The following is a 25,678-nucleotide window of genomic DNA, read 5'->3' as shown; positions in this document are numbered from 1 at the left end:
ACAGTGACCTCCTATATGTTTAAATTTTGGTTATCTAAAAAATGTGGATAACTTAAAAGAATGAGCATAGTCGATTTTAGCATTTTTTTAAAACTTTTTCCACAAGCAATTGTTCAATGTGGAAAAAAAGTACACAAGGGTGAAAAAAGTTTTCCACAGGGTGTCGACACTTGCGGAAGAAAGTGGTTGTTTAATGAGTTATCCACAAAAAGTTGAGAATAATTAAGCTTGACACAATCATGTTTCAAGAACTTATCAACAGCTGGAAAAACACCTGTGCAAAACTTTTTAACAGGCTGTTTTTTTGTGTAAAACTAGTGGAAAAATGGCTGTGAACAGAAAAAAATGTGGAAAACTATCCACAAGCTACTCACAGGAAAATTTAATTTGTGGATAATTGAAACGAATCTTTCTCAGGAAATATTTCTTAAATTTTATTGACAAAAGACCCTATTACTCGTTATACTATCAAAGTATGTCTATATATTGATGGATAGTTACAATTTCAGGAGGTGTAATTGCATGAAAAGAACGTATCAACCAAACAAACGTAAACGCCAAAAAGTTCACGGATTCCGTAAACGTATGAGCACTAAAAATGGCCGTCGCGTATTAGCAAGCCGTCGTCGTAAAGGTAGAAAAGTTATTTCTGCTTAATGATGGTCTGGTCTTTTAAACAGTCAATTTCTAAGAACCCTTAGTTATCTCCATAATTTTTTGGAAGATGTGAAGATAACTAAGGGTTCTTTTTCTGTTTTCAATAAAAGAAAGCAGGATTCTATAGAAAAGGCTACTAAAAAAGAGCGGAAATATGCTATTATTATTAAGAAGTAAAAAAATATAGAAACAAAGGGATGCCGATGAAAAAGTCCTACCGTGTCAAGAAAGAAAAAGAATTTCAACAGGTGTTTAATAAAAAACAATCTTGTGCAAATCGTCGTTTCGTGGTGTACGTTTTAGAGAAACCACAACAAGCCCATTTTCGAGTGGGGATTTCTGTTGGGAAGAAAATTGGAAACGCGGTCACAAGAAATGCTGTGAAGCGGAAAATCCGCGCGAGTTTATTTCAATTAAAAGACCGTATCTCTCCAGAAATTGATTTTATCGTGATTGCACGTCCAGGATTGGAAAAGTTATCGTCTGAAGAAGTGAAAGCTAATTTAACACATGTGTTAAATTTAGCTAAAATATTAGATGTAAGAGAGGGAATTGAGTAGTGAAGAAGTATAAGCGCTTATTATTAATGGCTGGGTTAGTGACCTTAGTCTTTGTTTTATCCGCCTGCGGAACCGCGCCCGTAAGTGAAAGTAGTACAGGAATTTGGGATCGATACATTGTTTATTATTTTGCCCAAGCGATTAAGTTCCTATCATTAGGCGGCAGTGTCGGAATTGGGATTATCCTATTTACGTTAGTCATCCGGATTATTTTATTGCCGTTGATGCATTTCCAAACGAAGAGTATGCGTAAAACACAAGAGTTGCAACCGCAATTAAAGGCCTTGCAACAAAAATATTCTTCAAAAGATCCTGAAACACAACGCTTATTCCGAGAAGAACAGCAACGTTTGTATGCAGAGAATAATGTGAATCCTTACATTGGCTGTTTACCACTGTTGGTTCAACTACCAATCATGATGGCTTTGTATCAAGCCATTTCACGCGTGCCTGAGTTAAAAGAAGGAACGTTCTTGTGGTTAAGCCTCGATAAGCCGGATCCGTATTTAATTTTACCGATTTTAGCAGCTGTCTTTACGTTTGCTAGTACGTATCTTTCAAGTATGAGCCAACTAGAAACAAATGCCTCACTGAAAATTATGAATTACGTTATGCCAGCGATGATCTTCTTTATGGGGATTTCATTAGCCAGCAGTTTATCTCTTTACTGGGTGGTCTCAAATGCCTTCCAAACAGGGCAAACATTGTTATTAAACAATCCATTCAAAATCCGTAAAGAGCGGGAGGAAGCAGCACGTCAAGCCAAAGCACGGGAGCGAGCGCTTGAACGAGCAAAAAGTCCTAAGAAAAAAGGGAAGAAAAAATAAAGGAGGTCGTTCAGATGCCGATTTATGAAGGAAATACAATCGAAGAAGCAACGCAGAAAGGCTTACAAGCACTTGGTTTAACCAAAGAGGATGTTACAATTGATGTGTTAGACGAAGGAAAAAAAGGATTTTTAGGTCTAGGAAAAAAACTTGCCCAAATTTCAATGGAACCAACGATTAGTGAGCAAGTCACAGAAGCGGTCGAAGAAACAGTGGAAGATATTGTTGTTGCCGATGAAGCAACAGCAGTGGAAGAAGCAGTTGAGGAATTAACCGAAGCAATTCCTAGTCTCTCAGAGGAATCAACACATTCTTTAGAAAATCTGGAAGACGAAGCTGCTATTACTGAATTAGCGATGTATTTAACGAATATTTCAAATGAACTGAACGCCCCTGCCATGGTTCGCATAGCGCGCGAGAATGGCAATATTATCTTCCATTTAGAAACAGAAAAACAAGGTATCTTAATTGGAAAACACGGAAAAGTGTTAAATGCGTTACAGTATTTAGCGCAAGTCTTTATTCACCGCATTGCAAGCAATAAGCTATCGATTGTTGTGAATGTCGGAAATTATCGTGAAAAACGTCATGAAATTTTGGAACGTTTAGCGAAACGCACCGCGGAAAAAGCCAAACGCACTGGGCGGCCAGTCTTCTTGGAACCAATGCCGGCTTTTGAAAGAAAACAAATTCATCACACGCTAAGTAAAGATGAGCAAATCAAAACCCATTCTGAAGGGGATGAACCTTATCGGTATTTAGTGGTTGAACCAGTTAAGAAGTATTTTTAAACAAACAAAGAAACGTTGGCAACTCTCAGCAGGGACTGAATAGTTGCCAACGTTTCTTTGTTAAATGATTTTTTAGCCGTCTCCGTTTCTTTTTTTATGTTATGATAATCAGTAATTACTCCAGTAGTAAATTCAAATGAAAAAGTTTTGTAAAGAGACGTAGGGGGAGCAACAGGTATGCGTACGGAGAAAATACTGGTTGTAGATGATGATGCAGCAGTTCGTCGCTTGATTTGGAAAGCATTACAATCAACAGGTATTCTTATTTACCAAAGTGAATCAATTGAAAAAACAAAAGATATCGTGTCCAGAGTTACCTTTGATTTGTTCATTTTAGATGATAACTTGGAACATGACAGCGATGGTTACTACTTAGTCCAAATGATTAGAGAGAAATATCCACTAGTGCCAATTATCTTTTTTAGTAGCAAAAAAGAAGAAGAGGATATCATTGCAGCCTTGGAAATGGGCGTGGATAGTTATATAACGAAACCTTTTTCCTTGAATGTTTTTAAGGCTCAGGTGATTGCTTCGTTGAATCGAGCTCGAATGATTCGAAAACAATTGAATGTTTATAAAAAAGAAGAGCTACAGGTAGGCGATTTCCGTTTTGATTATGGTCGTTATCAACTATTTAAAAAGGATTTACCTATTTCATTGTCTTCGAAAGAAGTTCAATTAATTCAATTTTTTCTGGAGAATCCCGAGCAAGTATTCTCTAAAGAACAAATTTACAGCAGTGTTTGGGGTACTGGGGATGTCGATGCGAATACGATTATGGTTTTTATTAATCGTTTACGAAGTAAATTAGAAGAAAACCCGAAAGAACCTTGTTACCTTCGGACCGTTTGGGGCATTGGTTATACCTTTACGCCAGATGGTTGCGTACAAAAAAAATGAAAAAAGGCCCGCAGTTGCACGAGCGACTGCGGGTCTTTTTTGATTATTCAATTTGTCGACGTTCCATTTCTTTCAAAATAAATTGAAGCGAACGATTTAGATGTTCATGGGTTAAAAGTGTGATCTGGTCAATATTCTTTGTTTTCATTCCGCGGAAAATTAACCAATGTTCTTCTAGGGCAATACTACGACGTTCTGAGGCACGAATCGCAATATCTCTGAAATAGATTAAGTAAGCATGGAGATCAGTCACAATTTTTTTTAAACGTAGCATCTGACTCTTAGTATAAATAAAGGAATTAAAATCTGAAAAGTTCTGTAGTAAGTCATCTACTTGGTTATTTTTATTGTATTGTTCTCCTTCGAGAAGTAAGGCTTCCAATTCATCAAAATCTTCTGGTGTCATGAGTTCCATGGCTTTAATGGTTGCTAAAGTGTCCAAAGATTTACGAATATCATAAATTTCATAAGCATCTTTCATACTAATCCCTTTAACCACGATACCCACCATAGGTATATGTTCCACCAATTGTTCTTTAACCAATTCTTGTAAAGCAAAGCGAATGGGCGTCCGACTAATGTTTAATTGCTCGGAAAATTCTTTTTCATTAATCCGTTCACCTGCAGGAATATCCCCTAAAATAATGGTTTTCTTAAAGGCTTCATAGGTACAAATTTTTAGAGGTTTACTGCTGGTTAAATCTAAGTTCCGTTTTACTGCTTCAACCGTTGGATTCATATGAGGCACCTCCCTATAGGTTATTTTTATAGATAATAAATATAATATTAAAAATGAAAATATAACGCAAGAAAAGACAAAATGAAAAGAAAACCGAGGAGAAAAGGTACTCCTACGGTTTCAGCGACGACGTTTAATTTTGTGGAATAAATAAAGGCATGTGACCTAAAGCAACAATTGTAACAACGAAAATAACGAAAATTCCTAAGGCATATTTTGCCGATTCTTTTTGCCATTGGCCCATATCTAAACCAGTTAAACGTAATAGCAAGTAAATAAATGCCACTAATGGACTTAATAAGTGGAACGCTTGCCCCATTAAGGAAGCTAAAGCCATAGACATATTGTCAAATCCATAAGAACGTCCAGCTTCTGCTAGGACTGGTAAGACACCGAAATAGAAACCGTCGTTTGAAATAAAGAATGTTCCTGGTGCTGAAATGAACGCAATCACTAAGCCCCAAGCGCCGGCTAATTGTTTTGGAATAATATTAACAAAGCTATTTGCTAAGGCATTGGCCATACCAGAACCTTGGAATAAGCCCATGAAGACGCCAGCAGCAAAAACTAAGATAACTACTTGCACAGCATCACCAGCATTTGCACTGATACGGCTGCTTTGATCTTTTAATTTTGGATAGTTAATCATTAAAGCGATACAAGTACCAACTAGGAATAATAATAACGGTGGCATTTCAATCCACGAAGGCAAACCTAATTGACCAACGAATGAACTTAGGACTAACCAACCGATTAAGACAATCGTTAAAATACCATTGAACGCAAAATTCTTTGGACGACGAATTTCTAATAATTCTGGATCGTTAACAATAGTCATTTCTTCCAATTCTTTATCAGTAAGCGTTGTCACGCCTAAGCGAGCACGTTCTTTTTTCCCCATGCGATAAGCAACAAAGAAGATAACATACAATACAGATAAAATCATACCAGGTGCTAAATAAGAAAGAATGTCGGCATCAACTTCTAGTACGGCCATGGCACGAGCTGTTGGACCGCCCCAAGGTAATAAGTTCATAATGGTGTTTTGTAAGATAACAAGCACACCTAAATTCATCAATTTCATATTAAGTTTTTTGTAGATGGGAATAAACGCAGAACAGCAAATCAAGGTCGTGGTTGTTCCATCTCCGTTTAAGGAAACAGCAGCAGCAACTACCGCAGTAGCCATCAAGACTTTCATTGGATCGCCTTTAGCAAAGTAAATCATTTTTTTAGTGATTGGGTCAAACAAACCAGCGTCCAACATAATAGAGAAGTAAAGAATGGCAAATAATAACATAATACCAGTTTTTGAAGTAGTTGAAATCCCATCTAAGACGAAATTCCCAATGTTGACTTCAGGGACAACACCGTCAGCACCAGGTGGCGGACTCGCTACTCCAGTTGCAATTGCAATCAAAGTAAAAATAAGAGGAATAATTACTAAAGATGTAAACGGTGACAATTTCTTTTTCATGATTACATACATAAAGATGATAATCATACCATAAGCTAAAATAGTGAGTAACATGTTTTTCTTCCTTTCTTTTTTTAGAACTTTTTTGTAAGCGTTAACAACCGGTGTTAATAAAAAAGAATAGCCATGAGAAATGTTTCACAGTATTCTGGTTTACAACAAAAAATATTTTTTGTGTTTGTCTATAGTGTGAGAATATACAAACTTTCGCAGAGAATAAATAGCCTAAAACAAAAAGAACATCAAAAAAACAATTCAACAATCAAATTCTTATTAATAACTTAATATAATATTAATAGAATCTTAACGGCTGATAAATGCTTATATACCAATGTTTACAGAGTTTTTTTCACAAAATAAACAATAAAAGAACAATCTGAGCTAGTGTTTTCACTAGGTTTTTTAACGGTTTTTTCTATAATGAACGTATACCAAGAATTAGTGAAAGGAGAGACAATATGGGCCTATTTAAGTCCTTATTCAAGAAAGAGCAACACACGCAGGATACCGAGATTAATGAAAGCGTTATCCAACGTGAAGCGGATAACTTGGAAAAGCGATGGATAGATATACCAGCATATATTCCTGCTGAACCAAAAGAATATCAATTGGTAAGTATTGTGGCCACTGCCATCGCAGCAGGAGAGTTTCCAGAAAGTCGTTTTGTTATCAAAAAAATCGCAAAACGAAATCCAGAAGCAAAAGAAGTTGCCATTATTGCAGCCAGTATAGCTGCAGAGCTTTCAGAAGAGTCTCAGCTAGTTGTCAAAAGAATTTCAAAACAAAACCTTGAGGAGGATCATTATGTTACGCAAATTTAAAATTTCAATTGATGGGAAAGAATATTTAGTCGAGATGGAAGAAATCGGTGGCGTCCCACAACCAGCACCTGTTGCGCCACAACCAACAGCGCCAGTTGCTACGACAGAAACACCAGCCCCTGCTGTTGAAGAAACCCCAGCGTCAGCAGCACAGCCAGCCGCCCCAGCAGGAGCAGATGCAATGCCTGCGCCAATGCCAGGAACTGTGTTAAAAGTATTAGTCAATGTTGGTGATACGGTGTCCGAGAACCAACCATTGTTAATTTTAGAAGCAATGAAGATGGAAAATGAAATCGTTGCAGGAAAAGCAGGTACGGTAACAGGAATTCATGTTACCCAAGGCCAAATTGTGAATCCAGGGGAACCATTAATAACAATTAACTAGAATTAATTTAAGAAGAGGAAGTGATTTGTGTGGAGACACTGATTCAAGGTGTTATAGGAATGGGCCAAGAACCAGGACGCATTGTGATGATGCTGATTGGTGGACTATTAATGTATTTAGGAATAAAAAAAGAGTATGAACCAACACTTTTAGTGCCGATGGGTTTAGGAACGATTTTAGTGAACTTTCCTAATTCCGGCGTATTGAGCGCTGGCGGCGAGCCAGGTCCGTTTAATGTTCTTTTTGATTTTGGAATAAAAACAGAATTATTCCCGTTATTATTATTTATTGGGATTGGGGCAATGATTGATTTCGGGCCATTGTTACAAAATCCATTTATGTTGATGTTTGGTGCCGCTGCACAGTTTGGGATTTTCTTTACAGTTATTATGGCTGTTTTATTAGGTTTTGATTTAAACGATGCTGCTTCGATTGGGATTATTGGTGCCGCTGATGGCCCAACGTCTATTTTCGTAGCAAATACCTTACATTCAAAATACATGGGGGCCATAATGGTTGCCGCTTACTCCTACATGGCGTTAGTTCCGATTATTCAACCAGTAGCGATTAAAGCAGTGACGACGAAAGCCGAACGTCGTATCCGTATGACTTATCGGGCCGGTGAAGTTTCTCAAACAGCGAAAATTCTTTTCCCGGTTGTTATTACGATTGTCGCAGGGTTAATTGCGCCGGTGTCATTACCATTAGTTGGTTTCTTAATGTTTGGGAACTTATTAAGAGAATGTGGCGTTTTGGATCGTTTATCCATTACAGCTCAAAATGAATTGGTAAATATTATTAGTATCTTGCTAGGACTATCTATTTCCGTTAGCATGAACTATGCAGAGTTCTTAAAAGTCGATACGTTGATGGTTATTGGCTTAGGGTTAGTCGCCTTTATTATGGACTCAGTCGGCGGCGTGCTTTTTGCTAAATTCTTGAATTTATTTAGAAAAGAAAAAATCAATCCAATGATTGGTGCTGCGGGTATTTCCGCTTTCCCAATGTCTAGTCGGGTTATTCAAAAAATGGCTACGGATGAAGACCCACAAAACTTTATTTTAATGCATGCTGCTGGTGCCAACGTTTCAGGACAAATCGCTTCTGTAATTGCTGGTGGCTTACTATTAGCCTTTTTAACATAGGACGGAAAGGAGAACGAATACATGTCTGTTAACATGGAAGATTTAAAAATTGCTTTTGAACTGTTAGGTTTTGGTTGGGGCGGCGTTTTCGTTGTTTTATTTATCATTTATCTAGCATCTAAATTACTAACAAAATTATTTCCAATTAAAAAATAAAGGAGGTTATTGCTGTGAGCAGCGTATATACAATGAAAAGAATCTGGTTGCAAAAAGATAAAAAAGCTTATCAAGCTTGGCGCGAATTAATGGAAAAAGCCGCATTGCAAACGACAGAAGCACTTGATTACACCGTTGGCATATATGATGACACAGCATTAATCGCCTCTGGCTCGCTTTCAGGCAAAACGATTAAGTGCGTGGCCGTTTGTAAAAAATATCAATCTGAAAATTTGTTAACCCAATTGGTGGTTCATCTACTTGAAAAACTGAGAGAAGAAAACCAATTACACAGTTTTTTGTATACAAAACCAAAAAATGAACAAATTTTTCAGTCGCTAGGCTTTCAAAAAGTGGTTGCGAATCAAGAGGTGCTATTTATGGAGCAAGGCAAACCAGATTTTGCCGATTATCTTGATTACCTGACACAGCATAAAAAAGCAGGGCCAGCCAGTAGCATTGTCATGAATGCAAATCCTTTTACGAAAGGCCATCAGTACTTAGTCGAAAAAGCAGCCAAAGAAAGTCCGCACGTTTATGTGTTTGTTTTATCTGAAGATAAATCGCTATTTTCAAAAGAAGCACGTTTCGCAATGGTGCAAAAAGGGGTCGCCCATTTACCCAATGTGACAGTCCTATCTACAGAAGATTACTTAGTTTCGTCTGCGACTTTTCCTACCTATTTTTTGAAAGAAAAAGCGCCATTAGAGGTAGCTGCAATTCAAGCAACGCTTGATGCAACGTTATTTAAAGAAAGAATTGCGCCAATACTTGAAATTCAGCAACGTTATGTGGGAGAAGAGCCTTATTCAGAAGTGACCGATGTCTACAATCAAGCAATGCAACAAGTTTTCGGACAAACGATAACGCTAACCATTGTCCCGCGATTAGCGAGTGATGGAGAGCTGATTAGTGCGACGAAAGTTCGCAAAGCGATGGCTGAAGGCGACAAAGAGACACTCAAGAAGTTTTTACCAGCAACAAGTTATCAATACTTAGTAGAACACAAGAAACTAATGAGGTGAAGAAAGTGAAGATTATCAAAAATGCTACTGCAGGGACAGTAGAATCAAGTGATATTATGATTACCGTCCAACCCATTGAATCAACAGAAAATACCATTGAATTAGAAAGTAGTGTCGAAAAACAATTTGGCAATCAAATTCGTCAGGTGATTACGACAACTTTGGAACATTTAGATGTCCAAGGCGTTGCGGTCAAGGCGATTGATAAAGGGGCATTAGATTGTACAATCAAAGCTCGGATGATTACAGTTTTACATCGAGGCGCTGAAAAAGAAACGTATGATTGGAAGGAGTTGGACTCATGGAACGTTTAAGAAGAACAATGATGTTTGTCCCTGGAGCGAACGCAGCAATGCTAAGAGATGCACCTTTGTATGGGGCAGATTCAATCATGTTTGATTTAGAAGATGCAGTTTCATTAAAAGAAAAAGACTCTGCCCGTGTTTTAGTCCATTCTGCTTTGAAAACTTTCGATTATGGCAATATTGAAATTGTTGTTCGGATCAATGCTTTAGATGCTGGTGGCGCAGAAGATATTGAAGCAATGGTCTTAGCTGGTGTCGATGTGATTCGTTTACCAAAAACAGAAACAGCCCAAGATATCATTGATGTTGAGGCAGTCATTACAGAAGTAGAACAGCAAAATGACATTCCCGTAGGAACAACGAAAATGATGGCTGCTATCGAATCGGCTGAAGGTGTTCTAAATGCGCCCGCGATTGCCAAAAGTTCAACTCGCTTGATTGGCATCGCGTTAGGCGCCGAAGACTATGTTACCAATATGAAAACACGGCGCCATCCAGATGGCCAAGAACTATTCTTTGCTCGTAGCATGATTTTACATGCCGCTCGAGCAGCTGGGATTGCAGCTATTGATACGGTCTATTCAGATGTAGACAATACGGAAGGCTTTGAAGCCGAAGTTCGTTTGATTAAACAGCTAGGTTTCGATGGGAAATCGGTGATTAACCCTCGTCAAATCCCATTAGTTAATACTATTTATGCGCCAACAGAAAAAGAAATCCAGAATGCTAAGGAAGTAATCTGGGGCATTCGGGAAGCCGAAGCAAAAGGTTCCGGTGTTATCTCCGTAAATGGAAAAATGGTTGATAAACCAATTGTTGAACGAGCTGAACGGGTCATTGCGTTAGCATTGGCGGCTAAATTAATTACCGAGGAGGAAATATAGACATGGTAGTAAATAAAGTAGGCAAAGACATTCCTCAATCTTATGCAGAGCAATACGGCATTTATGAAGGAGAATTAGCACACATTGATGCTTATCAAGAAGCGAGCCGAGCAATTAAACCAGTGAAACCTCGGGAGACAAAACTTTTAGGAAGTATTCGTGAAGCAATTGAAAAAACAGGTTTAAAAGATGGCATGACCATCTCTTTCCATCACCATTTCCGTGAAGGAGACTATGTGATGAATTTAGTTTTAGCCGAGATTGCCGCCATGGGGCTGAAAAACATTTCGATTGCACCTAGTTCAATTGCAAATGTTCATGAACCTTTGATCGAACACATTAAAAATGGAGTAGTCACCAACATTACTTCTTCAGGTTTGAGAGATAAAGTAGGCGCCGCTATTTCAGCAGGTATCATGGAAAATCCTGTGGTGATTCGTTCACATGGTGGCCGGGCACGGGCAGTAGCAGCAGGTGATATCCATATTGATGTAGCTTTCTTAGGTGCACCAAGTTCAGACGCTTATGGAAATGCGAATGGAACCAAAGGAAAAGCTACCTGTGGTTCTCTTGGATATGCGATGGTCGATGCAAAATATGCGGATCAAGTGGTCATCATTACTGACACATTAGTACCATATCCTAATACCCCTATTAGTATTCCACAAACAGATGTTGATTATGTGGTAGAAATTGATGCAATTGGTGATCCAGATGGAATTGCCAAAGGCGCGACACGTTTTACAAAGAATCCTAAAGAATTATTGATTGCTGAATATGCCGCAAAAATAATTACACATTCTCCTTACTACAAAGAAGGCTTCTCATTCCAAACAGGAACAGGTGGCTCTTCACTAGCAGTTACGCGGTTCATGAGAGAACAAATGCTTAAAGATGGCATTAAAGCAAGTTTCGCTTTAGGCGGAATTACGAATGCAATGGTGGAACTTTTGGAAGAAGGTTTAGTAGAAAAAATTATTGACGTCCAAGACTTTGATCATCCATCAGCTATTTCTTTAGGAGAAAATGCCAATCATTATGAAATTGATGCCAATATGTATGCTTCACCGCTTAGCAAAGGGGCGGTTATTAATCAATTAGATACAGCTATTTTATCTGCTTTAGAAGTGGACACAGATTTTAATGTAAATGTCATTACTGGTTCAGATGGTGTCATCCGTGGTGCTTCTGGCGGACATTCCGATACAAGTATGGCTTGTAAAATGAGTCTAGTGATTGCACCACTTGTTCGTGGACGGATTCCAACAATCGTCGAGCAAGTAAATACAGTCGTTACACCAGGTACGAGTGTCGATGTCGTAGTAACAGAAGTCGGCATTGCAATCAATCCAAAAAGAACAGACTTAATTGATTGTTTTAAAACCTTAGATGTTCCTCAGTTTACGTTAGAAGAGTTGAAAGACAAAGCCTACAACATTGTTGGCACCCCGGAACCAATTAAATATGGAGACAAAGTTGTTGCGTTAATTGAATACCGAGATGGTAGTCTAATTGATGTGGTACGCAATGTTTAATGGGGAAAAAGTAACACTTTTAGAGATGTTGGATGCTCGCGAACAAAGAGCTGCCACACAGAAGGAGTTGTTAGAAACAGCACCAGAAGCTAGTCTCTTATCTGCCACAATGAATATTCCTGGAGAAGTAAAAAATTCGCCCACTTTAACGGCTGTTTTTTTAGAAGTAATTGACGAAGTCGAGCAACAATTGCTGGATCAAGTACCGATTGTTAATTTTTACCGGAATGAAAAAACAGGTCCTGAATATTATTTGGCGGTTTCGTTAGCCCCACAAGAATTAAAACAAAGAATGGTCAAAATTGAAGAAACACATCCTTATGGTCGTTTAGTGGACCTAGATGTTTTATGGGGAAATGAAGAACTAAAAAGCCTTCATCGAGGAGATTTAGGCTTGCCACCACGGCGCTGTTTTATTTGCCAAGAAGAGGCGAAAGTCTGTGGACGAAATCGACGTCACAGTCTTGAAGCAATGCAAGAAAAAATAACAGAAATAATTTTGACACGAAAGGAGCAGCCAAGTGAGTAAAAAAATTCGTTTTACAGAAACGGTGCTACGGGATGGACAACAAAGTTTAATTGCAACACGGATGCCAACCTCAGATATGCTGCCGATTATTAAAACAATGGACGAGGCAGGATTTCATGCATTAGAAATGTGGGGCGGGGCAACGTTTGATTCCTGTGTCCGCTATTTAAACGAGGATCCTTGGGAACGTCTTCGCCAAATTCGCAAAGAAGTTAAAAATACCAAACTTCAAATGTTATTACGAGGACAAAATTTACTAGGATATCGTCATTACGCTGATGATGTGGTGCGGGCCTTTGTCGAAAAATCAGTTGAAAATGGGATTGATATTATTCGTATTTTCGATGCCTTGAATGATGTCCGTAATTTACAAACAGCAATTCAAACAACAAAAGAAGCTGGCGGACACTGTCAAGCAGCGATTTCTTATACTACGAGTGAAATTCATACCATCGATTACTTTGTAAAATTAGCCAAAGAATTAAGTCAAACAGGAGCGGATTCCATTTGTATTAAGGATATGGCAGGCGTTTTGACGCCACAAACGGGTTTTGAATTAGTGAGCAAAATGAAAGATGCCATTGATTTACCTTTAGAGGTGCATACGCATGCGACTAGTGGTATTTCTGAGATGACCTATTTAAAAGTTGCTGAAGCAGGTGCGGATATCATCGATACAGCTATCTCTTCTTTCGCTGGTGGTACGAGTCAACCAGCCACAGAATCTGTAGCCATTGCGTTAGAAGATTTAGGCTTTGAAACAGGTTTAAATATGGAAAAAGTAACAGAGATTGCTGACTATTTCAATCCGATTCGTGATCGCTTTAGAAGTGAAGGCATTTTAAACCCTAAAGTTAAAGATACGGAACCGAAAACCTTGATTTATCAAGTGCCTGGTGGTATGTTATCAAACTTATTAAGTCAATTAACGGAGCAAGGTTTACAAGACAAATATGAAGAAGTTTTAGCTGAAGTACCTAAAGTAAGAGCGGATTTAGGGTACCCACCACTAGTTACGCCGCTTTCACAAATGGTCGGAACACAAGCCTTAATGAATGTGATTTCTGGGGAAAGATATTCCTTAATACCGAATGAAATCAAAGATTATGTGCGCGGAGAATACGGCAAATCACCAGCACCTATCGCAGAAGAGATTAAGCAAAAAATCATTGGGGATGAAGAGGTAATCACTTGTCGACCAGCGGATTTATTGAAACCAGAGTTGCATAGTTTAGAAAAGGAAATCCAACAATACGCAAAATCTGAAGAGGATGTCCTATTATATGCGATGTTCCCACAACAAGGAAAAGACTTTTTAGGACGTCGCGAAGATCCTTTTTACGATGTACCGTTACAGAAAGTGACAGTCAAACTTGACTTGCCAGAATAGAACGGGCAAGTGCTCCGAAAATGTATAAAGAAGCAAGGGTTTGAGCGACGATAACGGTTGTTCAAACCCTTGCTTCATCAAATAGAAAAAAGGCAGCCCGTGAAAGGAAGTGACAATGTGTTAGAAGAAGTTCTAGCAATTCATCAAAAAAATATTGGTGTGCTAAGTCTTGAAGCAACAGAAGCGGTGTTAAACCATCATGATTTAGCCAAAATGTATACACCTGGTGTCGCAGAATTGAGTTTAATGATTGCCCAAAATCATGAATTAGCGCGCGAGTGGACCATTAGTGGTAAGTTAATTGCGGTTATTACAGATGGGTCAGCTGTTCTGGGTCTCGGCAATATGGGCACGCAAGCGGGCTTGCCAATTGTTGAAGGCAAAGCTTTACTTTATAAAAATTTGGCGGGGGTCGATGCTATTCCTTTAGCACTGGAACAAAAATCAGTGGACGAGATGGTTCAAACAATTGAAAATTTACAAAATAGTTTTGCAGGAATCCATTTAGAAGATATTTCTGCACCAACATGTTTTGAAATTGAAGAAAAACTTCAACAACGTTTGAACATTCCTGTGTATCATGATGACCAAGAAGGCACTGCCATTGTCGTTTTAGCTGGGCTAATTAACGCAGCTAAAATTAAAGGAAAACCTTTAAATCAATTACGTGTGGTGATTAACGGAGTTGGTGCTTCTGGTGTAGCGACCGCTAAGTTATGTATTCAAGCGGGGATTACGCATCTCACCTTAGTAGATCGCCAAGGTGTTTTAAGAGAAGAAGACCCGACATTGAATCCTTACCAACGTGCTTTGCTTCGACAGGTAATAAAACCATCAGTAGAAAACAAAGATTTAGCCACCGCTGTCGTCAATCAGGATGTTTTTTTAGGCTTATCAGAAGCGGATGTGCTAACGCCAGCCCTGATTAAATCAATGAACCAAGACCCAATTATCTTTGCTTTAGCAAATCCTAAACCAGAAATTGAACCAGCCCTCGCCCAAGCCAATGGTGTCCGTTTATTAGCAACTGGTTCTTCCAAATATCCGAATCAAGTGAACAACATTTTAGCTTTTCCAGGTCTTTTTAAAGGGTTATTGGCAGCGAAAGGCAGAAAAGTCGATGTCGGTTTGCAAATGACAGTAGCACGAAGCTTGGCCGCTTTGATTTCAGAACCCACAGCAGAAAAATTCATACCTAATGTATTTGATGGCGGCGTAGTTGACACGGTTTTTAATGCTGTACTAGACTATATAAAACAAGAAAAGGCCACGGCAGAAGAAGGGACGTAAAAGGCAATGACAAAGCAAGCAAGGAGTAAATTAGCGCAGCAAGCACAATTGGCACTACTCTATGAAGTGACCTGTTTAAATAAACCAGGCTTGGTGGATCCAGTCGATGCAGGCGCCCATCAAGATATGGATGTTTTCACTTTTTTAGAAAGTAGTGTGGTTTTGACTCCTTATTTTGAAACCTTCGTTCAAGCTGGGACAGAGCTACGTCATTTGCCGATTGAGGCAACCTTTCGCACGATTCGACAAGTTGGTTTAGAAGCAGAACGAGCGATGTTTGAGGCAACAGAAGGTATCAATACACATAAAGGAGCAATTTTTTCTCTAGGTATTTTTTTAGCTATCTGTGGTCGTCTAATGATTTGGGAGACCCCTTGCACCTTACAATTGTTTCAACAAACGCTTCAAACAATGACGCAAGACTTATTGGCTGACTTTGAAAACCTCGCTACGAATGAGCTAGAAAAACTAACTTGGGGTGAACGACTATTTGTTCAGCATGGCTTGACTGGAATCCGTGGTGAGGCGCAACAAGGCTATCCCGCTGTCTTTGAACAGGGAGTGCCTTATTATCAAAAACATCAAGGCACACAACAACAAAAACTCATTGATACGCTCCTTTATTTATCGCTCTATGTTGAGGATACGAATTTGATTAAACGAAGTCAAAATGTCCAAATTTTTGAAATATATCAACCGTTAATCCAGGAATATTTTGCTTTAGGGGGGACACAAACGTTACGAGGAACCCTTTGCTTAGAAAGATTGAATCACTTATTCAAAGAAAAAAATTGGAGTATTGGTGGCAGTGCAGATGCTTTAATTTTGGTGGTGTTTTTAGATAAACTAATGAAATTAAATTGGCTGACGCCTTAATTAAAAAGATAGTTACAACGCTGATTTGGTCAGTTATTTTGACCTTATATGCCTATGGAAAGGTCTCAAGAGAATTCAAGAAAGCGATTGACAAATACCACGAAACACAGTATATTTTATTACGAAATCATTCTTATCAGAGTATACAAATACGATGATAAACAGTTGAAGCGAATCTTGATTTGCTTTTCCTAAACCTGATTCTTTTAGAATCAGGTTTTTGTTTGTCTAAAAGGCGGCATTCGTTCAAAAACGGCTGTCGCCTTTTTTTATGAAATTTTTTTAATATAAAAAATTTCATAAAAAAAATCTTAAAAACAGAAAAAATTGTTATAAATTAGAGTCATTTTTTTGATGTAAAGTTTTTATGACTTACAGCCATAAAATTGATAAAAACAGTCAAAGAAGCAGAAAAAATAATAGTGGAATTTCTCAAAAAAATAAAAAAATTTTCCGTTATTTAATTATCGATTTATCAAACGATAAGTTATAATAAAATAATTTATTTATCTTTAATGATTGGGGAGAAACGTATAAACTTCCTCATTTTCCTCTCATTGTATAATAACTCACTAATGAATTAGTGAGTTTTTTAACATATTCAGGATGTTTGTTATCAAATAAATTTTTATATAAAAATTCACAGCATTATATTTTGAAAAGCTGAGGAAATGTACTAAACTGCAGGTGTTAAATCCATTTAAATCGCTAAAGGGGGAGATGAACAACTAGGGGAAGCTAATGATCTTGGTATTTATCGTTTATTTTAAAGAAAAGAGGGACGATCAGATGAAAAAGAAAATTGTTGAGGATTTTAATCGGAAAAGTCAGCATAAAAAATGGACAAAACGCAAGATGCTTAATTTAGCAATATCAAGTGGTTTATTATTTACGTCATTAGCAATCCCTGTAAGTATAGCTGTTACCTCTGGCACAATCAGTGCATCAGCAGCGGTCTTGGATATCGAACTATTATCAAATGTTACGTCAAATAATGACAGTGGCACTTCAACGAGTAATCGTTGGACAGCCGCAAACCAAAATCAACCAGTTAATTTCACGGTTTCTGGTGGCGCTTTAGCAGATGCTTCCGCTGTGTTTAGTGGACAAAAACAAGCGGTGTTAGTGGTTCCTCCTGAGTTAAGAGGAAATGTAGCTGCAGCAGGCAGCGCAGCAATCAATACCAATGTCACGATTGATCTTTCAAAAGTTACTTTTTTGACCGCCGTTTTGAATGCAGCCAATGATTTAACCAATGTCATTACTCAAATTACCAGTGGAGCGTTAGGGAATTTAACTGGTGTTGATATTGATTTGACGGAAGTGAATCGTCAGTTGGAATTAGTGAATAACATTGAAAACTTAGGTGCTGCTTCATTTACAGCTCCGGAAACATTAGCAGCTGACGGCTCATACATTAGCGCACCAATTAGTGATGGTTTAGGGTTAGTTTTAGCCCAAAATGTTTCAAACATCTTACAAGATTTGAATGCGGCCGTTCAAGCTTTGGAGGCAAAAGGAACCAGTATCCCAAGTAATCTTGTCGCCACAGCCATAAATGCAGCCTTGCTTCCTGTCAAAGGCACGGTAAACGTGGCTGTTTCAGGTGCTTTGCCTTTATTAGCGGTTGGTGGTTCAGGTGTGAATGAGTTAGTGGATGCTTCTTTACTAGGCGCAACTACGGTTACTTTACCAACTACCGTTTCAACACCTCAAAATTTATCCAATAATTTAGATGCTCGTTTTGTAGGAACAGTCGTTCAAACAGATCTTTTAGACGTTAATTTATTAGCAACAGCAGACGGTGTATCCAACATTTATTTTGCTGCAGGTACTACTAGTGAAGTAACCGCACCTACCGTAACAGGAGTAACAGGCAATTCAACAGCAGGTTACGAAGTTAAAGGAACTGCCGATGCCAATGCCACGGTTGAGATCCGAAATGCAGGAGGTTCCGTGATAGGTACAGGTACTGCTGATGGGGCAGGGGCATTTACAGTTACCATTCCCGCAGGTGAAGCAGGTGCCAATGAAACATTAACCGCCGTAGCGAAAAACGCCAGCGGTACAGAAAGTACGCCAACAACGTTCCAAACACCAGCGGATGAAGCAACCGTAACCGCACCAACAATCACAGGAGTGACAGGTAATTCAACGGCAGGTTACGAGATCAAAGGCACCGCCGACGCCAATGCCACGGTTGAAATCCGAAATGCAGGAGGTTCCGTGATAGGTACAGGTACCGCTGATGGGACAGGGTCATTTACAGTTACCATTCCAGCAGGTGAAGCAGGTGCCAATGAAACATTAACGGCTGTAGCGAAAAACGCCAGCGGTACAGAAAGTACGCCAACAACGTTCCAAACGCCAGCGGATGAAGCAACCGTAACCGCACCAACAATCACAGGAGTGACAGGTAATTCAACGGCAGGTTACGAAGTTAAAGGAACTGCCGACGCCAATGCCACGGTTGAAATCCGAAATGCAGGAGGCACCGTAATAGGCACAGGTACCGCCGATGGGACAGGGGCATTTACAGTTACCGTTCCCGCAGGTGAAGCAGGCGCCAATGAAACGTTAACCGCCGTAGCGAAAAACGCCAGCGGTACAGAAAGTACGCCAACAACGTTCCAAACACCAGCGGATCCTAATACGCCCGTGGCGACGCCAATTGTTGAGACTGTAACAGGTAGTACAACAAAAGGCTATGAGGTCAAAGGGACTGCTGAAGTTGGCACCACCATTGAGGTTCGCGATGCAGCTGGCACGGTCCTTGGTACTGCAACAACTGGAACTGACGGAAAATATACAGTGACTTTAGATCCAGGAAAAACAACAGCAAATCAAACGCTGAGCGTTGTAGCGAAAAACGCTAGTGGCACGGAAAGTCAACCAGCAACGGCGACAACACCAGCTGATGTCACTGCACCAACGGTTGATAACATCACAGGCAACTCTGGTTCGGGTTATGAAATTACAGGAACAGCAGACCCTAACACAACAATCGAAGTTCGTGATCCAGCTGGGGCAGTCATTGGTACAGGTACCTCTGATGCGAATGGTGATTTTACTGTAACGCTACCAACGGGAACGACAAATCCTGGGGATACGTTAACAGTGATTGGAAAGGATAACGCAGGAAATGAAAGTCAACCGACTGAAGTCCTTGTTCCTGCTGATGCCACGGTTACAGCACCAACTGTAACAGGAGTAACAGGTAATTCAGTTGCTGGTTATCAGGTGACAGGCACCGCTGATCCGAATGCTACCATCGAAATTCGTGATGCAGATGGGAACGTGATTGCAACAGGGACTGCCGATGGGACTGGTTCCTTTGCTGTGAACCTTCCAGCTGGGACGGCAAATGCGAATGAAACATTGACAGCGTTAGCCAAAGATCCTGCTGGCAATACAAGTACACCGACAACCTTCCAAACACCAGCAGATGAAGTAGTGGCACCGCCAAGTGTCGACAAAGTTACTGGGAATACAACACAAGGATATAAAGTGACAGGTACCGCTGAACTTGGCACCATCATTGAAGTTCGTGCAACAGACGGAACAGTTTTAGGCACCGCAACAACTGGACCGACTGGCCAATATACTGTGACGTTAGCTTCAGGAAAAGCAACAGCGAAACAAACAGTGAATGTAGTTGCTAAAAATGATACTGGACTTGAGAGTCAACCAACTACAGCTATGACACCCGCTGATGTTACCACACCAACAATTGGTGACATTACTGGAGATTCAACAACTGGTTATGAAATCACTGGGACGGCGGACCCTAATACCACCATTGAAGTACGGAACCCAGATGGAACAATTATTGGTACAACGACAACGGATGATCAAGGAAACTTTACTGTGGACCTTCCAGCGGGAGCCGCTAATCCTGGTGATACATTAACAGTTGTTGGAAAAGACGGTGACGGCAATGAAAGTCAACCAACGGAAGTGACGGTCCCTGAAGATGCAACCGTAGCAGCACCAACTGTGACGACTGTTACAGGAACAACTGCCACTGGGTATCAAGTAACCGGCACGGCAGAGCCAAATGTCACCATTGAGATTCACAATGAAGCAGGTTTAGTTATTGCTACGGGAACGACTGATGGTGCTGGCGCCTTTACAATCACTCTTCCGACGGGCACAGCAACAGCTAACGAAGCCTTAATTGCCATTGCGAAAGATGCTGCTGGGAAAGAAAGTAATCCGACTGCTTTCAAAACACCTGCTGATCCAGATGCATCAGTCGCGACACCTACTGTTGACAAAATCACTGGTAGCACGACAAAAGGCTATCAAGTAGTAGGAGCAGCAGAAGTTGGTACAACAGTTGAGGTGCGTGATGCCGATGGCACAGTCCTTGGCATGGCAACTACTGGAACTGATGGCAAATACACAGTGACTTTAGAGCCAGGGAAGGCCTCAGCTAACGAAACAATAACTGTCGTAGCGAAAAATGCAACAGGGAAAGAAAGTCAGCCGGCTACAGCAACTACACCAGCCGACTTAGCCACACCAACCATTGATTCTATTACCGGAAATTCTAATAAAGGTTACGAAATCACTGGCACGGCGGAGCCAAAAACCACTATTGATGTCCGTGACGCAGACGGAACCATCATTGCTGCTACAACTGCTAACGAAACCGGCCAATATACGGTGACTCTACCAGCTGGCGTAGTGACACCAGGAGAAACGATTACGATTATTAGCAAAGATGGCGCTGGCAATGAAAGTCAACCAGCTACAGCCGTTATTCCAGCGGATGTTGTTTTAGCGGCGCCAACTATTACGAAGGTTGAAGGAAACAAAGCCAATGGCTATACAGTCACTGGAACTGCTGATCCAAATGTCACGGTTCAATTTTACAATAGCAGTGAACAATTATTGGCAAGTGGCAGTACAACTACTGGAGGCACCTTCTCCGTTCATATTGCAGCAGGGTTAGCAACAGAAAAAGAAACGTTAACCGCACTAACCACAGATACACAAGGAAATGTGAGTCCTAAAACCACATTTATGACGCCAGCCGATATTACGGGAGAACCAGAAATTAAAATTGCGGCACCAACTGTTTCTTCAGTTTTAGGAACGTCTAAAGCCGGCTACCTTATCAAAGGAACAGCTGAACCAAACCGAATCATTCAAATTAGTAACCGACTATTAAGAAGTGTGATTGCTGTAGGTGCCACCGATGCTGAAGGCAACTTCGCTATCCAATTAACAGCGGGACAAGCGACTGCTCAACAAAGTTTACTTGCGACAGCTACCGATGGCGCAGGACATTACAGTACGGCTACAACCTTCATGACGCCAGCCGACCCAACAAATCCTGGAGGAGGCAATGGTAACACTGGCGGAAATAACGGCAATACAGGCGGCAATACAGGAAACAATGGCGCAACTGGCGGGAATAATGGGAATGGTTCAAACACAGGTTCAAATCCAAATGGAGGTTCTGGTTTAGGCACAACAGGTTCTGGCTTAGGTTCACTAGGCAATGGCCTCGGTACAAATGGTAGTGGCTACCACCCTAAACTAAGCACCATCAGTTATGGCACTGGAAATCACGGGAAAACAGGCTTCTTACCTAGCACAGGTGAAAAAGAGTCTTCAGCCGTGACAACAAGTTTGTTTGGCGCCTTTGTCGCACTCCTTGCGAGCATGGGAATCATCAAACGCAAACGTAAAAACTAGCTCTCTCCTTTAATTCCTATAGATGAGAAAACGTATTGTTGAGAATTCCCCACTCAATGATACGTTTTCTCGTTCCATTTAATGAAGAAAAATTGCCAAATAGAATAAAATGTGCTATTCTATTTTCAGAAAATCGAAGGAACAAGCAGTGAAAGTGCTAAATCCAACCTGAATTTTTTAATGCAGGAGGAGTGGGCGCTTTTTTTGTTGTTATGAAGAAAGGAAGCTAATTATGCAATCAGCTACAATGGAATTTGATACAATTGCGGCGATTTCTACGCCGCCAGGTGAAGGTGCGATTAGTATTGTTCGCTTAAGTGGCGAGCAAGCAGTTGCTATTGCAAACAAAGTTTATCGGTCAGGCACTAAAGATTTAGCTAAAGTCCCCACGCACACGATTCATTATGGTCATATTGTTGATCCGCAAAACGATCAATTGATTGATGAAGTCATGCTTTCTGTGATGCGGGCACCGAAAACATTTACACGAGAAGACGTGGTAGAAATTAACTGTCATGGCGGCATTGTCGTGGTGAACCAATTACTGCAATTACTGTTACGTGAAGGCGCACGAATGGCCGAACCTGGGGAATTTACAAAACGTGCTTTTCTAAATGGCCGAATGGATCTTTCACAAGCAGAAGCAGTGATGGACTTAATCCGTGCTAAAACAGATAAAGCGATGAATGTTGCATTGAACCAATTGGATGGTAACTTGTCGGCGTTAATTCGTTCATTAAGACAAGAAATTTTAAATACTTTAGCGCAAGTAGAAGTTAATATTGATTATCCAGAGTATGATGATGTCGAAGAATTAACCACGAAATTACTTTTAGAAAAAGCCGAATTTGTGAAAGCGCAGATTCAACAATTATTAACGACCGCTAAACAAGGAAAAATTTTGCGAGAAGGTCTAAGTACAGCAATTATTGGCCGACCAAATGTCGGGAAATCCAGTTTGTTAAACCATCTGTTACGAGAAGAAAAAGCTATCGTTACAGATATTGCTGGAACGACACGTGATGTCATTGAAGAATACGTTAACGTTCGCGGCGTTCCTTTAAAATTAATTGATACAGCGGGGATTCGCGAAACAGAAGACATTGTGGAACGAATTGGTGTCGAACGCAGCCGCAAAGCGTTAGCAGATTCGGATTTAATTTTGTTAGTCTTAAATCAAAGCGAAGAATTGACAGAGGAAGATCGTCAACTGTTGGAAGCAACGAAAGGCTTAAAACGCGTTATTCTTTTAAATAAAATGGACTTACCGACAAAACTGGATCCTAACGAATTACAAGAATTAGTCCCTGCAGAAGAAATTTTATCCGTTTCGGTGTTGTCAAACACAGGATTAGACCAGTTAGAAGCGAAAATTGCTGATCTTTTCTTTGGCGGCCAAACAGGCGAAAAAGATGCTACTTATATTTCTAATACACGTCATATTGCTTTGCTGGATCAAGCAGCGATTTCGTTACAAGAAGTGATTAACGGCATCGAAGCAGGTATGCCAGTCGATTTAGTTCAAATTGATATGACCCGTTGTTGGGATTATTTAGGGGAAATCGTCGGCGATAGTGTCCAAGATGAATTAATTACACAGTTATTTAGTCAATTTTGTTTAGGAAAATAAGACAAGAGAGGAATTTTTTATGAATCAATATCAAGCAGAATCATATGATGTTATTGTCGTGGGTGCTGGACATGCTGGCTCTGAAGCAGCCTTAGCAGCCGCACGAATGGGCGTTAAAACGTTACTTTTAACGATTAATTTAGATATGGTTGCTTTTATGCCATGTAACCCTTCTGTTGGTGGACCTGCCAAAGGAGTCGTTGTCCGAGAAATTGATGCATTAGGCGGCGAAATGGGTAAAAACATTGATAAAACCTACATCCAAATGCGGATGCTAAATACTGGTAAAGGTCCAGCAGTGCGTGCGTTGCGCGCGCAAGCTGACAAACATGCCTATGCGACAGAAATGAAACATACCATTGAAAAAGAAGAAAATTTAACCCTTCGTCAAGGGATTGTTGAAGAATTAATCGTGGAAGATGGCGTTTGTCGTGGTGTTGTAACTTCAACAGGTGCCGCATACCGTAGTCAAGCAGTGGTGATTACTGCCGGTACTGCCTTGCGTGGCGAAATTATTATTGGTGAATTAAAATATTCATCAGGACCAAACAATTCACAACCTTCCGTTGGTTTAGCCAATCATTTAAAAGAATTAGGTTTAGAAATCGATCGCTTTAAAACAGGAACGCCGCCGCGAGTAAAATCAAGTACGATTGATTATTCTGTGACAGAGGAACAACCAGGCGATAAAGAACCCAACCACTTTAGTTACAGCACGCCAGATAGTGCCTACAATCAAAACCAAGAACCTTGTTGGTTAACTTATACGAATGAAACAACGCATGAAATTATTCAAAAAAATCTACACCGCGCCCCAATGTTTACTGGGATTGTGGAAGGTGTGGGCGCTCGGTATTGCCCATCCATCGAGGACAAAATTGTTCGTTTTGCAGACAAACCAAGACACCAATTGTTCTTGGAACCAGAAGGGTTGAATACCGAAGAAGTTTACGTCCAAGGCTTATCTACTTCTTTACCAGAAGATGTCCAAACAGAAATGCTTCATTCTATTGAAGGATTAGAAAAAGTAGAAATGATGCGTACAGGTTACGCCATTGAATACGATGTGGTAGTCCCTCACCAATTACGCCCAACATTAGAAACAAAGGTCATTGAAAATCTTTATACAGCAGGTCAAACGAACGGAACTAGTGGCTACGAAGAAGCTGCTGGTCAAGGCTTGATGGCAGGAATTAATGCTGCATTGAAAATTCAAGGCAAAGAGCCTCTTGTATTAAAACGTAGTGATGGCTATATTGGCGTCATGATTGATGATTTAGTTACAAAAGGCACTAACGAACCTTATCGCTTATTAACGTCACGTGCGGAGTATCGTTTGATTTTACGACATGACAATGCGGACTTACGTTTAACAGAAATGGGTCATGAAATTGGCTTAGTCAAAGAAGAACAATATGCCGCCTATCTAGTCAAAAAAGCGGCTGTTGAAGCGGAAATTGCCCGCTTAGGCAAACATCGGATTAAACCAACCAAAGAAGTGCAAGCATTTTTGGAAACCAAAGGCGCTGCTGGCTTAAAAGACGGTATTTTAGCTAGAGATTTTCTGAAACGCCCAGAAATCAGTTATCAAGAAGTCGCTCAATTTATTCCCGCACCTGAAGAGGCGCTCGATCCGAAAGTAATTGAACAAGTAGAAATTCAAATCAAGTACGAAGGTTACATTAAAAAAGCCATGGAAAAAGTTGAGAAACTAAAACGCATGGAAGCAAAACGCATTCCAGAAAACATTGATTACCAAGCGATTAACGGCTTGGCGACAGAAGCAAAACAAAAACTACAAAAAATCCAACCAGAAACGATTGCCCAAGCAAGCCGTATCAGCGGTGTGAACCCCGCTGACATTAGCATTTTGATGGTCTACATCGAACAAGGAAAAATCGCGAAAGTGCAAGGATAATAAAAATTTGAAGCAGTTGCTTCTTCACGGATGATTGATTGTGAAGAAGCAACTGTTTTTTTGTTTTGAATTAGTCTACTTTTTTTTCTAAACTGCAAAAAAAGACTGTCTTAAATAATTTCACAAACTGAC

General features: G+C 40.0%; 22 protein-coding genes. 20 read left to right on the top strand and 2 right to left on the bottom strand.

The annotated features are described in order from the left end of the window. The first annotated feature begins 522 nt into the window (after positions 1-522). From rpmH to IGJ03_RS12645, 5 genes are all read left to right on the top strand, one after another. Positions 523-657 carry a 50S ribosomal protein L34 gene (gene rpmH / locus IGJ03_RS12665; RefSeq protein WP_002356012.1) on the top strand — a complete coding sequence of 45 codons (135 nt, stop codon included), beginning with the start codon at positions 523-525 and terminating at the stop codon, positions 655-657. 203 nt (positions 658-860) lie between these two features. Beyond that, positions 861-1,217, top strand: coding sequence for a ribonuclease P protein component (gene rnpA / locus IGJ03_RS12660; RefSeq protein WP_002356011.1), 357 nt, complete (start codon positions 861-863; stop codon positions 1,215-1,217). Continuing rightward, complete coding sequence (locus IGJ03_RS12655; protein ID WP_002356010.1) at positions 1,217-2,044, top strand: YidC/Oxa1 family membrane protein insertase; 828 nt, start codon at positions 1,217-1,219, stop codon at positions 2,042-2,044. Before rnpA ends, IGJ03_RS12655 begins: the two co-directional genes overlap by 1 nt. A 14-nt stretch (positions 2,045-2,058) precedes the next feature. Then, entirely contained in the window at positions 2,059-2,835 is a 777-nt protein-coding gene (gene jag, locus IGJ03_RS12650) for an RNA-binding cell elongation regulator Jag/EloR (RefSeq protein WP_002361456.1), read from the top strand. A 177-nt stretch (positions 2,836-3,012) separates the two neighbouring features. Continuing rightward, positions 3,013-3,735, top strand: a complete 723-nt coding sequence (locus tag IGJ03_RS12645; RefSeq protein ID WP_002363545.1) for a response regulator transcription factor — start codon at positions 3,013-3,015, stop codon at positions 3,733-3,735. Positions 3,736-3,778: 43 nt separating this feature from the next. On the opposite strand, the gene IGJ03_RS12640 is transcribed toward IGJ03_RS12645, so the two are convergent. Next, a complete protein-coding gene (locus IGJ03_RS12640; protein WP_002356006.1) occupies positions 3,779-4,474 on the bottom strand; it encodes a GntR family transcriptional regulator in 696 nt (231 codons plus the stop codon). 133 nt (positions 4,475-4,607) lie between these two features. Continuing rightward, entirely contained in the window at positions 4,608-6,005 is a 1,398-nt protein-coding gene (locus IGJ03_RS12635) for a CitMHS family transporter (RefSeq protein WP_002356005.1), read from the bottom strand. 404 nt (positions 6,006-6,409) lie between these two features. Here IGJ03_RS12635 and IGJ03_RS12630 point away from each other — a divergent pair, with 404 nt between their 5' ends. The 15 genes from IGJ03_RS12630 to mnmG all read left to right on the top strand — a co-directional run bounded on the left by IGJ03_RS12630 (position 6,410) and on the right by mnmG (position 25,546). Then, complete coding sequence (locus IGJ03_RS12630; RefSeq protein WP_002356004.1) at positions 6,410-6,772, top strand: hypothetical protein; 363 nt, start codon at positions 6,410-6,412, stop codon at positions 6,770-6,772. Then, positions 6,756-7,157 (top strand): acetyl-CoA carboxylase biotin carboxyl carrier protein subunit, encoded by a 402-nt coding sequence (locus tag IGJ03_RS12625; RefSeq protein ID WP_002386426.1) that lies wholly within the window; start codon positions 6,756-6,758, stop codon positions 7,155-7,157. The genes IGJ03_RS12630 and IGJ03_RS12625 overlap by 17 nt, the downstream gene beginning before the upstream one ends. 29 nt (positions 7,158-7,186) lie before the next feature. After that, positions 7,187-8,302: a sodium ion-translocating decarboxylase subunit beta gene (locus IGJ03_RS12620; protein ID WP_002383526.1), complete on the top strand. Its 1,116-nt coding sequence runs from the start codon at positions 7,187-7,189 to the stop codon at positions 8,300-8,302. 21 nt (positions 8,303-8,323) lie between these two features. After that, a complete protein-coding gene (locus tag IGJ03_RS12615) occupies positions 8,324-8,458 on the top strand; it encodes an OadG-related small transporter subunit (RefSeq protein WP_002356001.1) in 135 nt (44 codons plus the stop codon). Positions 8,459-8,490: 32 nt separating this feature from the next. Next, a complete protein-coding gene (gene citC / locus IGJ03_RS12610) occupies positions 8,491-9,483 on the top strand; it encodes a [citrate (pro-3S)-lyase] ligase (RefSeq protein ID WP_002386427.1) in 993 nt (330 codons plus the stop codon). A gap of 5 nt (positions 9,484-9,488) precedes the next feature. After that, a complete protein-coding gene (gene citD / locus IGJ03_RS12605; protein WP_002355999.1) occupies positions 9,489-9,797 on the top strand; it encodes a citrate lyase acyl carrier protein in 309 nt (102 codons plus the stop codon). Continuing rightward, positions 9,785-10,672 carry a citrate (pro-3S)-lyase subunit beta gene (gene citE / locus IGJ03_RS12600; protein ID WP_002355998.1) on the top strand — a complete coding sequence of 296 codons (888 nt, stop codon included), beginning with the start codon at positions 9,785-9,787 and terminating at the stop codon, positions 10,670-10,672. The genes citD and citE overlap by 13 nt, the downstream gene beginning before the upstream one ends. A 2-nt stretch (positions 10,673-10,674) precedes the next feature. Further along, the gene (gene citF / locus IGJ03_RS12595; protein WP_002355996.1) at positions 10,675-12,207 is read left to right on the top strand and encodes a citrate lyase subunit alpha; all 1,533 of its coding nucleotides are present in this window, start codon (positions 10,675-10,677) and stop codon (positions 12,205-12,207) included. Further along, entirely contained in the window at positions 12,200-12,736 is a 537-nt protein-coding gene (citX, locus tag IGJ03_RS12590; protein ID WP_002390266.1) for a citrate lyase holo-[acyl-carrier protein] synthase, read from the top strand. The genes citF and citX overlap by 8 nt, the downstream gene beginning before the upstream one ends. Then, entirely contained in the window at positions 12,729-14,126 is a 1,398-nt protein-coding gene (locus IGJ03_RS12585; RefSeq protein WP_002355994.1) for an oxaloacetate decarboxylase subunit alpha, read from the top strand. Before citX ends, IGJ03_RS12585 begins: the two co-directional genes overlap by 8 nt. 117 nt (positions 14,127-14,243) lie before the next feature. Next, positions 14,244-15,416, top strand: a complete 1,173-nt coding sequence (locus tag IGJ03_RS12580; protein ID WP_375804835.1) for an NAD(P)-dependent malic enzyme — start codon at positions 14,244-14,246, stop codon at positions 15,414-15,416. Between the two features lie 6 nt (positions 15,417-15,422). Then, positions 15,423-16,292 (top strand): triphosphoribosyl-dephospho-CoA synthase CitG, encoded by an 870-nt coding sequence (gene citG, locus IGJ03_RS12575; RefSeq protein WP_002370585.1) that lies wholly within the window; start codon positions 15,423-15,425, stop codon positions 16,290-16,292. Between the two features lie 741 nt (positions 16,293-17,033). Next, positions 17,034-21,998, top strand: coding sequence for an Ig-like domain-containing protein (locus IGJ03_RS12570; protein ID WP_425136021.1), 4,965 nt, complete (start codon positions 17,034-17,036; stop codon positions 21,996-21,998). Positions 21,999-22,230: 232 nt separating this feature from the next. Next, complete coding sequence (gene mnmE / locus IGJ03_RS12565) at positions 22,231-23,628, top strand: tRNA uridine-5-carboxymethylaminomethyl(34) synthesis GTPase MnmE (RefSeq protein ID WP_002386434.1); 1,398 nt, start codon at positions 22,231-22,233, stop codon at positions 23,626-23,628. A 19-nt stretch (positions 23,629-23,647) separates the two neighbouring features. Then, a complete protein-coding gene (mnmG, locus tag IGJ03_RS12560; RefSeq protein WP_002355988.1) occupies positions 23,648-25,546 on the top strand; it encodes a tRNA uridine-5-carboxymethylaminomethyl(34) synthesis enzyme MnmG in 1,899 nt (632 codons plus the stop codon). The last annotated feature ends 132 nt before the right edge of the window (positions 25,547-25,678 follow it).

The sequence above is a fragment of the Enterococcus sp. DIV1315a genome (assembly GCF_051712325.1).
Lineage (GTDB): Bacteria > Bacillota > Bacilli > Lactobacillales > Enterococcaceae > Enterococcus > Enterococcus faecalis.
This window is presented reverse-complemented; position numbering and strand designations above follow the sequence as displayed.